Source organism: Streptomyces endocoffeicus (assembly GCF_016741935.1).
Lineage (GTDB): Bacteria > Actinomycetota > Actinomycetes > Streptomycetales > Streptomycetaceae > Streptomyces > Streptomyces endocoffeicus.
In genome coordinates, this window is the sequence record NZ_JAERRG010000011.1 from 237,937 (window position 1) to 250,706 (window position 12,770).

Sequence of the window (12,770 nt, forward strand, 5' to 3'; positions counted from 1 at the left end):
CGACCCAGGAACGACCAAGGACGGGACTCGATGACGAGACTCCGCACCACCGGCACCGCCGCCTGCGCCGTGCTGCTGGCCGTCGCAGCGCTCACCGGCTGCAACCGAGAGAGCAATGGCGCCGGCGGCGGCAAGGTCGGCATCGACATGCCGCGGACGGACACCGACTTCTGGAACTCCTACCAGCAGTATCTGGAGAAGGGCATCGACAAGGGCACGGTCTCCGCGCTCCCGCTGTCCAACTCGCAGAACGACATCGGCAAGCTGGTCGCCAACGTCCAGGCGTTCACCGACCAGGGCGCCAAGGCGGTCATCATGGCGCCCCAGGACACCGGGGCCATCACCTCCACCCTGGAGCAGCTGGAGGAGAAGAAGATCCCCGTCATCAGCGTGGACACCCGGCCCGACTCCGGCAAGGTCTACATGGTGGTGCGCGCCGACAACCGGGCGTACGGCACCAAGGCGTGCGAGTACCTCGGCGAGAAGCTGGGCGGCAAGGGCCGGATCGCCGAGCTCCAGGGCGACCTCAGCTCCATCAACGGCCGGGACCGCTCACAGGCGTTCGCCTCCTGCATGAAGAAGAAGTACCCCGGCATCAAGGTGCATGAGCTGCCCACCGACTGGAAGGGCGATGTGGCCTCCGCCAAGCTGCAGAGCCTGCTGGCCCAGCACAAGGACGTGAACGGCATCTACATGCAGGCGGGCGGCGCCTTCCTGCAGCCCACGCTCGCGCTGCTGGAGCAGAAGCGGCTGCTGAAGCCCGCCGGTTCGGCCAAGCACATCACGATCATCTCCAACGACGGGATCCCCGAGGAGCTGGACGCGATCCGCTCCGGGAAGATCGACGCCACGCTCTCCCAGCCCGCCGACCTCTACGCCCAGTGGGCCCTGAACTACGCGAAGGCCGCTCTGGACGGCAAGACGTTCAAACCCGGCCCCACCGACCACGGCTCCAACATCGTCAAGATCGAGAACGGTCTGGAGGACCAGCTCCCGGCGCCGCTGGTCACCAAGGAGAACGTCGACGACAAGAAGCTGTGGGCCAACCAGCTCGAGAAGAAGTGACCATGGCCGAGGCCGAGCAGCCCGCCGTCGTACGGGCCCAGGGCGTCGTCAAACGGTTCGGGCCCACCGTCGCCCTGGACCAGGCCCGGCTGGCGGTGCGGCCCGGGGAGGCCCATGCGCTCGTCGGGCGCAACGGGGCGGGCAAGTCCACGCTGGTGTCCGTCCTGACCGGGATGGAGCGCCCGGACGAGGGCGAGGTGACCTTCGCGGGCGAGCCCGCCCCCGGCTACGGCGACACCGCCGCCTGGCAGCGCAAGGTGGCCTGCGTCTACCAGAAGTCGATGGTGGTCCCGGACCTGACGGTCGCCGAGAACCTCTACCTCAACCGCTTCCCGGGCGCGGGGCGCATCCGCTGGCGCGCCCTGCGCGAGGACGCCCGCGCGCTGCTGGCCGAGTACGGCGTGGAGGTGGACCCGCAAGCGCGCGCGAAGGATCTCAGCGTCGAGCAGCGGCAGTTCGTGGAGATCGCCCGCGCGCTCTCCTTCGGCGCCCGGCTGATCATCCTCGACGAGCCCACCGCCCAGCTCGACGCGAGCGGTATCGACCGGCTCTTCGCCAAGCTGCTGGAGCTGCGCCGGCAGGGGGTCGCCTTCCTGTTCATCTCGCACCATCTGCAAGAGGTCTACGAACTCTGCGACACCGTCACCGTCTTCCGCGACGCCCGCCATGTGCTGACCGCCCCGGTCGCCGGCCTCCCCAAGGAGGAGCTGGTGGCGGCGATGACCGGGGACGACGGCGGGGCGCCCGAGGGCGACTCCCGGGCCGTCGTCCGCGCTCCCGTCGCCCGTAAGGAGGCCGACCCGGACGGGGAGCCGGTGCTGCGCACCGAAGGGCTCGCCCTGGAGGGCGAGTTCGACCCGCTGGACCTGGTGGTGCGCCCCGGTGAGGTGCTCGGCCTGGCCGGGGCCACGGCCAGCGGCAACACGGCGGTCGGCGAGACCCTGGTGGGGCTGCGCAAACCGGTCGGCGGGCGGCTGTCGGTGCGCGGCCGGCCGGTGCGCCCCGGCAGCGTGCCGCATGCCATCGACGCGGGCATCGGCTACGTCCCGGAGGACCGGCACGACCAGGGCCTGGTCCTGGGCCGCAGCGTCGCCGAGAACGCCACCCTGACCGTCACCGACCAGCTCGGGCCCTACGGCACGGTGCTGCCCTCCCGGACCCGCGCCTTCGCCCAGCGGATGATCACCTCCCTGGACATCAAGACCTCGGGACCTTCGCAGCCCGTTTCGGGTTTGTCCGGCGGAAATCAGCAGAAGGTCGTCATCGCGCGGGCGCTGGCCCGTGAGCCCAGCCTCCTGGTCGCGATCCGGCCGACCGCCGGGGTGGACGTGAAGTCCAAGGACGCGCTGCTCGGCGTCGTACGGGACGTGGCCGCGTCCGGGAGCGGCGCGGTCATCGTCTCCGACGAACTGGACGATCTGCGGGTCTGCGACCGGATCCTGGCGTTCTTCCACGGGCGGGTGGTCGCCGAGTTCGGCAGCGGCTGGAGCGACCGTCAGCTCGTGGCCGCCATGGAGGGCATCACGGAGCCGGGCACCAACGGCACGGCGGGGGACACCGAAGACCGCACAGAAGGAAGGCAGACATGACCGATACCGCACGGCAGCGGACCGCCGAGGCGGTGGCTGACGACCCGGCGGGGGGCCGGCCGCGGATCGACATCGCGCGCTGGCGCGATCTGTCGCTGGTCCCCGTGATCTTCGTCCTCGGGGTGATCGGCTTCATCGTCTCGCCCGCCTTCCTCACCGAGGACAACCTGATCGGGGTCGTCCAGCAGTCCACCGAGCTGGGGCTGCTGGTGCTGGGCGAGGCGCTGATCCTGATCAGCGGGCGGATGGACCTCTCCCTGGAGTCGACCATCGCCGTGGCGCCGGTGATCGCCCTGTGGCTGGTGCTGCCCGAGCACGGGGCGCGGTTCGAGGGCCTGGGACTGCTGCCGGTGTGGACCGCGATACCGCTGTGCCTGGCGGTCGGGGCGCTGATCGGCGCGGCCAACGGCTTCCTGATGCTCAAACTGCGCGTCAACGGCTTCATCGCGACCCTGGGCATGCTCACCATGCTGCGCGGACTCCAGGTCGGCATCGCCGAGGGCCAGTCGATCGTCAACGTCCCCGAGTCCTTCCGCTACCTCGGCAAGGCCGAGTGGCTGGGCGTGCCCGCCGCCGTGTGGATCTGCCTGGGGCTGTACGCCCTCGGCGGCCTGGCGCTGGGCTATCTGCGGCACGGACGCTCGCTGTACGCGATCGGCGGCAACCCCGAGGCCGCGCGCGCGGCGGGCATCCGGGTGGACCGGATCACCTGGATCGTGCTGAGCGTCGGCGGACTGCTGGCCGCCTTCGCGGGCATCCTGTACACGGGCCACTACGGCTCGGTCGCCGCGACCCAGGGCAACGGCTGGATCTTCCAGGTGTTCGCCGCCGCGGTCATCGGCGGGATCAGCCTCAAGGGCGGCCGCGGCACCCTCTTCGGCGCGCTCACCGGCGTGCTGACGCTGCAGCTGGTCGTCAATGTGATGACCCTCGGCGGGGTACCGCCCCTGTGGAACCAGTTCATCAACGGCTCGATCATCATCGTCGCGCTGATCATCTCCCGCTACGCCAGCGGCGAGAAGCAGGACTGAGAGCCGGGAGGAAACCATGGCGGTCGACGGCGGACGGGCACCGAGCGGCCCGCGCGAACTGGGGAGCTCGGGGGTGCGCGTACCACCCCTGGGGCTTGGCTGCGCGCCGCTGGCCAATCTCTACGAGGCGGTGCCGGAGGAGCGCGCCCTGGACACCGTAAGGGCGGCGTTCGACACCGGCCTCACCTATATGGACACCGCGCCGCACTACGGCGTCGGGCTGTCCGAGGAGCGGCTGGGGCGGGTGCTGGCCGGGCGCGACCGCGCCGGGTACACGCTCTCCACCAAGGTGGGGCGGCGGCTGCGGCCGCGCGCCCCCGGCGAGCCCGTCCAGGCGGACGGGTTCGCCGACACCCCCGACCGGGTCCGGGAGTGGGACTTCACCCGGGACGGCATCCGCGCGAGCCTCGAGTCCTCCCTGGAGCGGCTCGGGGTCGACGCCGTGGACATCGTCTACCTCCACGACCCGGAAGACCACGTCCCCGAGGTCTATGAGACGGCTTTCGCGGCGCTGGCCGAGCTGAAGCGGGAGAAGCTCGTCCGGGCCATCGGCTTCGGCATGAACCACAGCGACCTCCTCGCCCGGTTCGTCGCCGACTTCGACGTGGACGTCGTGCTGTGCGCCGGGCGCTGGACGCTGCTGGAGCGCACCGCCTCCGACGATCTGCTGCCGGTGTGCGAGCGGCGCGGCACCTCCGTGGTGGTCGGCGGGGTCTACAACTCCGGGCTGCTCGCCGACCCCGCCCCCGGGGCCCGCTACGACTACCAGCAGGCGCCGCCCGAACTCCTCGCGCGGGCCCGGCGGCTGGCCGAGGTGTGCGCCGAGTTCCAGGTGCCGCTGCGGGCCGCCGCGCTGCGCTTCCCCTTCGGGCACCCCGCGGTGGCCGCGGCGGTGGTCGGCTGCGCCTCCCCGGCCGAAGTCCGGGACAATGCCGAGCTGTTCGCCCACGACATCCCCGATGAGCTGTGGCAGGCCCTGGTCCGGCGCGGTCTGCTCGACGACGACATCCCGCTGCCGGTCTGAACCACCCGAGGAGTGCCCGAGTGCCCTTGCCGCGCCGTATCGACGCCCATCACCATCTGTGGGACCTGACCCGCCGTGAGCAGCCGTGGATGGACGGCGCGTGGGCCGAGCCCATCCGCCGTACCTTCACCCCGGGCGACCTCGCCCCGCACTTGGACGCCCATGGGATCGACGCCACCGTCGTCGTCCAGTCCAGCTCCTCCGTGCAGGAGACCCGGGAACTCCTCGCCCTGGCCGGTGGGTCGGACCGGATCGCGGGCGTCGTCGGTTGGGCCGACCTCACCGACCCGGGGGTGGGCGAGGTGCTCGCGGAGCTGGCCGCCGGGCCCGGCGGTGACCGGCTGGTGGGCCTGCGCCACCAGGTGCAGGACGAGCCGGATCCGCGGTGGCTGGACCGCGACGACGCCCGCCGCGGGCTGGCCGCCGTGGCCGACGCGGGGCTGGTCTACGACCTGCTGGTCACCCCGCGCGAGCTCCCCGCGGCCGTGGACGCCGTCCGTGAGCTGCCGCAGCTGCGCTTCGTCCTCGACCACGCCGCCAAGCCGCCCGTGGCGAGCGGGGAGCGCGACCCCTGGGCGTGGCAGCTGGCCGCGCTCGCGGCGCTGCCGAACGTCGACTGCAAGCTGTCCGGTCTGGTCACCGAGGCCGACTGGGACGGCTGGAAGCCCGAGCAGGTGCTTCCGTACGCCTGGCACGTCCTGGACGCCTTCGGGCCCGGCCGGGTGCTGTTCGGCTCCGACTGGCCGGTGTGCGTCCTGGCCGCGACCTACGACGAGGTGGTGGCCCTCGCGGACCGGGCCGTCCTCCGGCTCGGCGAGGACGAGCGCGCCGCCGTCTTCGGCGGCAACGCGGCCCGCGCCTACGGTCTGGGAACCTAGGGGGTGTCCGACGGATCTTGCCGCCTGCGGCGGGCTGCTCCCCTCCCGCCCCTTCCCGACACCTGACGATATGCGGCTCCGCCGCGTGGGGGGCTTCGCCCCTGGGCCCCGGGGTCTGGGGCGGAGCCCCAGTTTCGGGAAGGGGCGGGGAGGGGAAAGATCCGCCGCAGGCGGCAAGATCCGCCGGACACCCCGTAGCGGAAGGCCCCCCACCGCACCCCCACCGCACCCCCGCAGTACCCGGTGCACGGCTCCGCCGCGAGGCAGGGCTTCACCCGGGGCCGGGGGGCGAGCTCGCCCCCCGGCCCCGCGGGCGGGGTCTGGGGGCGGAGCCCCCGGCGGGGGCCGGGGCGGAGCCCCGGTGAGCTCACAGCGTGGAGCGCAGCCACTGCTCCACGCTCGCGATGTGCACCGTCGCCCAGGACCGTGCCGCCTCCGCGTCACGGTCCCGCAGGGCGGCCAGGATCGCCCGGTGCTCGTGGAGGGTGCGGCTGACCGCGTCCTCCTGCGTCAGACCGCGCCACACCCGGGCCCGGGTGGTGGGCCCGGAGAGCCCGTCGAGCAGCGAGCAGAGCACCGAGTTGCCCGAGGACTGGACGATGCCGCGGTGGAACTCCAGATCGCAGGCGACCAGCTCCTCCACCGACGGCTCCTGCCCGAGCGCGTCCAGCTGCTCCTGGAGCCGGTCCAGCTCGGCGTCGCTGATCCGGGTGGAGGCCAGCGCCGTGGCCGCGGGCTCCAGGATTCGCCGCACCGCCAGGAACTCCAGCACGGTGTCATCGCGGTGGAAGTCCACCACGAAGCTCAGCGCCTCCAGCAGCAGCTGGGGGTCGAGGCTGGTCACATAGGTGCCGTCGCCCTGCCGTACGTCGAGGATCCGGATCAGCGACAGCGCCCGGACGGCCTCGCGCAGCGAGTTGCGCGACAGCCCCAGATCGGCGGCCAGCTCGCTCTCCTTGGGGAGCCGGTCACCGGGGCGCAGCGCACCCGAGACGATCATGCCCTTGATTTTTTCGATCGCCTCGTCGGTGACCGCCATGGTGGACCTCCCCGGGCCAAACATCCGATGTATCAGGTCCATTATGACGTGCTTGAACCGGCGGCGTCTGCCGGGGACGCCGCCGGTCCACTGTGACCTTTTACCAGGAGGGCCCGAAGCGGGCTCAGGGCCGGTTCATCGGATGGCTCAGAAGGTGAACGGCCCCGGGGACTGCGGCGAGGTGGCGGTGCAGTTCACCGTGATCAGACCGAAGATGACCAGCTTGAGCGACTTGGCTTCCAGGACGTCGCCCGCGGCCACCGTGCCCTTGAGCGGGCCGGTGGTCACATCGGAGCCGGTCGGGATCGCCGGGTTGGAGTTGCCGGTGAAGGTCTTGGTTCCGCCGCCCTTCTTCGACAGCGTCAGCGTCGAGCTCACCGAGCCCGCCGGAACGTCGATCGGGGCCTTGATCGCCCCCGAGGACAGGGTGATGGTCGCGGCGGTGCCGCTCTGTGTGGCGGTCAGGCTGGCCAGGCCCGACCCGTACGTCCCGCAGTCGGCCGTGAGGGTGGCGGTCGTGGGGGTGACCGCGGTCGCGGTCGGTGCCAGCGCCAGCGCGCCGGCGGCCAGTGCTGCTGTTCCCATTGCCGTGCTGATCCCGAGCTTGATCCGTCTCATGGGATTGCCTTCCGGAGTGGGGGAAAGTGCGGCTGATGTGTGGGGGGTTCCCGCCCGTCATCCACGGGCGAATGTCATTGATGCGCGCACCGCCGAAGAAGGCAAGAGCGATTCAGCTGATTTTTAACGCGCGAGTAAGTTCGCGGCTCGCGGCGGACCGGCCGCCAACTGCCCCCGAAGCACGGCGAGTTCGCGGGATCTCGGCACGGCTCCGGCCGCGCTCCGCGGGGCGGGTGGGGGCAATGAGCAGTCCGGGCGGCCGGGTGAGGAGACGTTTCCTCTCACCCGGCCGCCCGGACCTGGGAAGGCGGCCCCGCGGGGGTCAGGGTCGCTTGGCCAGCAGATCCTCGACCCGGCTCCGGATGTCCTCGGAGTCCAGGCCGCGGATGGTCAGGGTGGTGCGGCGGCGCAGCACGTCGTCCGCCGTGCGCGCCCACTCGTAGTCCCGGGCGTAGACGACCTGCGCCCAGATCTCCGGGGCGTCCGGGTGGACGCGCTCCGCGAGCGCCGGGTCGCCGGCGGCCAGCCGGGCGATGTCGAAGGAGAGCGAGCCGTAATGGGTCGCCAGATGGCGGGCGGTGTCGGCGGCCATGCGCGGACCGGGGGTGCCGCCGTCCACCAGCAGCCGGTGCTCGACGGCGTGCGGATTGGCCAGGCCCGGCAGCGGCATGTGCCGGGGCAGCAGCTTGACCGGCTCCATGTCGTCGGCGAGCGGACGGCCCGGCAGCTCGGCCAGCTTCTGCATCACGGTGCGGCCGATGTGGCGGAAGGTGGTCCACTTGCCGCCGGCTATGGAGAGCATCCCGCCCTTGCCCTCGGTGACCACGGTCTCCCGCTTGGCCTTGGCGGTGTCGCCCGGACCGCCGGGCAGCACCCGCAGACCCGCGAAGGAGTAGGTGATCAGATCGCGGGAGAGCTGCTGGTCGCGGATGGAGAAGGCGGCCTCGTCCAGGATCTGGGAGATGTCCGCCTCGTTGACCGCGACATCGGCCGGGTCGCCCTCGAACTCCTCGTCCGTGGTGCCCAGCAGCAGCATGTCCTCCCAGGGGAGGGCGAAGGTGATGCGGTACTTGTCGATCGGGGTGGCCAGCGCCGCCCGCCAGGGGGAGGTGCGCTTGAGGACCAGGTGCGCGCCCTTGGACAGCCGGATCGACGGCGCCGCGCCCGGGTCCTCCATCCGGCGCAGATGGTCCACCCAGGGGCCGGTGGCGTTGAGCACCAGACGGGCGCCGACCCCGAACTCGGTGCCGTCGGTGCGGTCCCTGAGCTCGGCGCCGGCGACCCGGCCGTCGTTCTTGCGCAGGCCGACGACCTCGGCGTGGTTGAGGACGGTGGCGCCCGCCTCCACGGCCGCCCGGACCGTCATCAGGGCCATGCGGCTGTCGTTCATCTGGCCGTCGCCGTAGACCGCGACCGCCTTGAGGCCCTCGGTGCGCAGCTCGGGGACGTCGCGCGCGGCCCGCTCGGCGCCGATCACATGGCCCACGCCGTCCCGGAAGGCCGAGAGCGCCGAGTAGGCGAAGACGCCCGCGCCCAGCTTGGCCGCGCCGTGCGGACCGCCCTTGTAGACCGGCAGGTAGAACGTGAGGGGGTTGGACAGGTGCGGGGCGACGGTACGGGAGACCGCGCGCCGCTCGAAGTGGTTCTCGGCGACCAGCTTGACCGCGCCCGTCTGGAGGTAGCGCAGGCCGCCGTGGAGCAGCTTGGAGGAGGCCGAGGAGGTGGCACCGGCGAAGTCACCGGCGTCCACCATCGCCACCCGCAGCCCGGACTGCGCGGCGTGCCAGGCAGTGGTGATGCCCAGGATGCCGCCGCCGATCACCAGGAGGTCGTACGTCGCCTTGGAGAGCTGTTCCCGGGTTTCGGCTCGGCTCGGGTTCGAACCGGCAGCCGGGTGCGTTCCGAGGGAGGACGGAACGCTCTGCAGGGTGGTCATTGATTACTCCTCGTCTTCGATCCAGCCCATGGTCCGCTGCACGGCCTTGAGCCAGCTCTTGTACTCGCGGTCGCGGACGTCCGCGTCCATTCGGGGGGTCCATTCGGCCGCCCGGCGCCAGTTCGCGCGCAGGGCGTCGGTGTCCGGCCAGAAGCCGACGGCGAGACCGGCGGCGTAGGCGGCGCCGAGGCAGGTGGTCTCGGCGACCATCGGGCGCACCACGGGGGCGTCCAGGGCGTCCGAGAGGGTCTGCATCAGGAGGTTGTTGGAGGTCATACCGCCGTCGACCTTGAGCGAGGTGAGCTCGACCCCGGAGTCCTTGGTCATCGCGTCGACGATCTCGCGGGTCTGCCAGGCGGTCGCCTCGAGCACGGCGCGGGCGATGTGCGCCTTGGTGACGTAGCGGGTCAGGCCCGCGATCACACCGCGCGCGTCGGACCGCCAGTACGGGGCGAACAGGCCCGAGAAGGCGGGTACGAAGTACGCGCCGCCGTTGTCCTCGACCGAGCTCGCGAGGGTCTCGATCTCGGCGGCGCTGTTGATCAGGCCCATCTGGTCCCGCATCCACTGCACCAGCGAACCGGTGACCGCGATCGAGCCCTCCAGGGCGTAGACCGGCTTCTCGTCGCCGATCCGGTAGCCGACGGTGGTCAGCAGCCCGTTGTAGGAGTTGACCGGCTTCTCGCCGGTGTTCATCAGCAGGAAGGTGCCGGTGCCGTAGGTGGACTTGGCCTCGCCCTCGGAGTAACAGGTCTGGCCGAACAGGGCCGCCTGCTGGTCGCCGAGCGCGGAGGCGACCGGCACGCCCGCCAGGACGCCCTCGGCCGTGTGCCCGTAGACCTCGGCGGAGGAGCGTATCCGCGGCAGCACGGCGGCCGGGATGTCCATCGAGGTCAGGATCTTCTCGTCCCAGTCCAGGGTGTGCAGGTTCATCAGGAGGGTGCGGGAGGCGTTGGTGACGTCGGTGACGTGCACGCCGCCGTTGACGCCGCCGGTCAGGTTCCAGATGACCCAGGAGTCCATGGTGCCGAAGAGGATGTCGCCCGCCTCGGCCCGCTCGCGCAGCCCCTCGACGTTGTCGAGCAGCCAGCGGATCTTGGGACCGGCGAAGTAGGAGGCCAGCGGGAGGCCGGTCTCGCGGCGGAAGCGGTCCTGGCCGACGTTGCGGCCGAGCTCGCGGCAGAGGGCGTCGGTGCGGGTGTCCTGCCAGACGATGGCGTTGTGCACCGGCTCACCGGTCCTGCGGTCCCACAGCAGGGTGGTCTCGCGCTGGTTGGTGATGCCGATCGCCTTGACGTCGACGGCGGTGATCTCGGCCTTGGCGATGGCGCCGGCGACCACCTCCTTGACGTTCTCCCAGATCTCGGTGGCGTTGTGCTCCACCCAGCCGGGCTTGGGGAAGATCTGCTCGTGCTCCTTCTGGTCCACCGAGACGATGCGGCCGTCGCGGTCGAAGACGATGCAGCGGCTGGAGGTGGTGCCCTGGTCGATGGCCGCGATGAACGGTCCCTGACCGTGGGACGAGGCGCTGGTGGTGTGGGTGTCGGTCATGATCTGCTGCTCTCCTGCGGGTGGTGGGGTGGACTAGGCGAAGGCGATCTCGTAGATCCCGCCGGCGATGGCGCCGCCGATGAGCGGGCCGACGACCGGGATCCAGGCATAGCCCCAGTCCGAGCCGCCCTTGTTGGGCAGCGGCAGGAGGGCGTGGGCGATCCGGGGGCCGAGGTCACGCGCCGGGTTGATGGCGTAACCGGTCGGGCCGCCGAGCGAGAGGCCGATGCCGACCACCACGAAGGCGGTGATCATGACGCCGATGACGCCGAGGCCCTTACCGTCGCCGTTGAGCCCCTGGGTGAGGATGGCGAGCACCAGCACGGCCGTGGCGATGATCTCGGTGGCCAGGTTCTGACCGACGTTCCGGATCTCGGGGCCGGTGGAGAAGACGCCCAGCACCGGGCCGGCGTCGGTGGCCTGCTGCTTGTCCGCCGCCACCGTGTCCTGGGCGCCCGGGCCGCCGACGATCTCGCGGTCGGTGAGATGGGCGTGGAAGTGGCCGAGGTAGGCGAGCCACACCAGCGACGCGCCGATCACGGCGCCGAGCATCTGCCCGAGGAAGTAGATGGGCACCTTGCTCCACTCGACGCCGCCCTCGATGGCGAGGCCGACCGTCACCGCCGGGTTCAGATGCGCCCCCGAGAGCGGCGCGGAGATATAGGCGCCGGTGAGCACGGCGAAGCCCCACCCGAGGGTGATGGCGACCCACCCGGCCTCGAACGCCTTGGATTGCTTCAAGACAACGCCGGCGACGACACCGCAGCCGAGCAGAATGAGAACGGCGGTACCGATGGTCTCGCCGATGAAGATGTCGGAGCTGGACACCCGCGACTCCTTTGTCCTTCGTCCAGGGGAAGGCGAACCCCCGGGTCTATCCGGTGGTCCGCGCCCTCGTGGGAGGGCGTTGGTCGGCCCGCGGCGAGTCCACCATAGCGAATATTGTCGTCAGGTGTTCGACAATGCCGACCGATGAACGGCAGTTTTCTTCACGCTGAAGACCCCGTCAAGGGTCGTGTGAAGGAAAAATCGCGCGTATGTGAAACCGTGATGAAGTGGGTCATGCCGGGATATGGGGGCAGATCCACACGCGTTGGCGCGATTCAGAAACGCAGGGCGCCCAGGTCCCGGGAGACGGCGCGCGCACAGTCCCGTACGGCGGCCACGAGCTCGGAGCGCAGCTCCCCGTCCTGGCACACCCGCTCGACCGCGCCCGTTATCCCCACCGCGCCCACGGGCAGCCGGCGGCGGTCGTGGATGGGCGCCGCGACGGACGCCACGCCCTCCCAGGTCTCCTCCACGTCGCAGCCCCAACCGCGCGCCCGGGTCAGGTCCAGCACGCCCTCGAACTCGCGCTCCCCGGTCACCGTGCGGGGCGTGAACGTCTTACGGTCGCCCTCGGTCACCTCGCTGTGCGCGACCGGGTCGTAGGCGGAGAGCACCTTGCCCAGGGCCGTGGAGTGCAGCGGGTGCATCGCGCCGACCTCCAGTACCTGGCGGCTGTCGTCCGGCCGGAAGACATGGTGGACGATCAGCACGCCCTGCTGGTGCAGCACGCCCAGGTACACGCTCTCGCCGCTGGAGCGGGCCAGGTCGTCGGTCCACACCAGGGCCCGGGCGCGCAGCTCGTGGACGTCCAGATAGCTGTTGCCCAGGCGCAGCAGCTCCGCGCCGAGCTGATAGCGGCCGGACGCCTCGTCCTGCTCCACGAAGCCCTCCTGCTGGAGGGTGCGCAATATGCCGTGCGCGGTGCCCTTGGCCAGCCCCAGGGTGGAGGCGATGTCGGACAGTCCCAGACGTCGCTCACCACCGGCGAGCAGGCGTAGCATCGCGGCGGCGCGCTCCAACGACTGGATGTTCCGGGCCATCGCCAACCTCCTGACTGCGGTTCGACAATGCTGAACACTATCGGTCCATGTCGACTGCTTGGTACCTGACGCTGCGTGTCGGCGATCGACGGACTCACCGGGGGCCGATCGGCCGTACTCATCCCGGCTGATGGAACGACCATCGTGAAATGACCACTGGCAGCTACCCTG

At 71.1% G+C, this 12,770-nt stretch carries 11 protein-coding genes; 5 read left to right on the plus strand and 6 right to left on the minus strand.

Going from position 1 to position 12,770, the window contains the following annotated elements:
* Positions 1–30: 30 nt before the first annotated feature.
* Genes JK364_RS27010 through JK364_RS27030 form a run of 5 tightly spaced genes read left to right on the plus strand, consistent with a single transcriptional unit; the run spans position 31 to position 5,587 of the window.
* Positions 31–1,065, plus strand: coding sequence for a sugar ABC transporter substrate-binding protein (locus tag JK364_RS27010; RefSeq protein WP_201853911.1), 1,035 nt, complete (start codon positions 31–33; stop codon positions 1,063–1,065).
* A gap of 2 nt (positions 1,066–1,067) precedes the next feature.
* Positions 1,068–2,654 carry a sugar ABC transporter ATP-binding protein gene (locus tag JK364_RS27015; RefSeq protein WP_201853912.1) on the plus strand — a complete coding sequence of 529 codons (1,587 nt, stop codon included), beginning with the start codon at positions 1,068–1,070 and terminating at the stop codon, positions 2,652–2,654.
* Positions 2,651–3,685, plus strand: coding sequence for an ABC transporter permease (locus JK364_RS27020; protein WP_037956487.1), 1,035 nt, complete (start codon positions 2,651–2,653; stop codon positions 3,683–3,685). Before JK364_RS27015 ends, JK364_RS27020 begins: the two co-directional genes overlap by 4 nt.
* Positions 3,686–3,701: 16 nt before the next feature.
* Positions 3,702–4,709 (plus strand): aldo/keto reductase, encoded by a 1,008-nt coding sequence (locus JK364_RS27025; RefSeq protein ID WP_230992536.1) that lies wholly within the window; start codon positions 3,702–3,704, stop codon positions 4,707–4,709.
* 26 nt (positions 4,710–4,735) lie between these two features.
* Complete coding sequence (locus JK364_RS27030) at positions 4,736–5,587, plus strand: amidohydrolase family protein (RefSeq protein ID WP_201853987.1); 852 nt, start codon at positions 4,736–4,738, stop codon at positions 5,585–5,587.
* Positions 5,588–5,954: 367 nt separating this feature from the next.
* On the opposite strand, the gene JK364_RS27035 is transcribed toward JK364_RS27030, so the two are convergent.
* From JK364_RS27035 to JK364_RS27060, 6 genes are all read right to left on the minus strand, one after another.
* Entirely contained in the window at positions 5,955–6,626 is a 672-nt protein-coding gene (locus tag JK364_RS27035; protein ID WP_044577825.1) for a FadR/GntR family transcriptional regulator, read from the minus strand.
* Positions 6,627–6,773: 147 nt separating this feature from the next.
* Positions 6,774–7,244 carry a hypothetical protein gene (locus JK364_RS27040; protein ID WP_201853913.1) on the minus strand — a complete coding sequence of 157 codons (471 nt, stop codon included), beginning with the start codon at positions 7,242–7,244 and terminating at the stop codon, positions 6,774–6,776.
* A gap of 322 nt (positions 7,245–7,566) precedes the next feature.
* Positions 7,567–9,180, minus strand: coding sequence for a glycerol-3-phosphate dehydrogenase/oxidase (locus tag JK364_RS27045; RefSeq protein WP_201853914.1), 1,614 nt, complete (start codon positions 9,178–9,180; stop codon positions 7,567–7,569).
* Between the two features lie 3 nt (positions 9,181–9,183).
* Positions 9,184–10,731 carry a glycerol kinase GlpK gene (gene glpK, locus JK364_RS27050; protein WP_201853915.1) on the minus strand — a complete coding sequence of 516 codons (1,548 nt, stop codon included), beginning with the start codon at positions 10,729–10,731 and terminating at the stop codon, positions 9,184–9,186.
* Between the two features lie 33 nt (positions 10,732–10,764).
* Positions 10,765–11,559, minus strand: a complete 795-nt coding sequence (locus tag JK364_RS27055; RefSeq protein ID WP_201853916.1) for an MIP/aquaporin family protein — start codon at positions 11,557–11,559, stop codon at positions 10,765–10,767.
* Between the two features lie 275 nt (positions 11,560–11,834).
* Entirely contained in the window at positions 11,835–12,599 is a 765-nt protein-coding gene (locus tag JK364_RS27060) for an IclR family transcriptional regulator (RefSeq protein ID WP_201853917.1), read from the minus strand.
* Positions 12,600–12,770 lie beyond the last annotated feature (171 nt).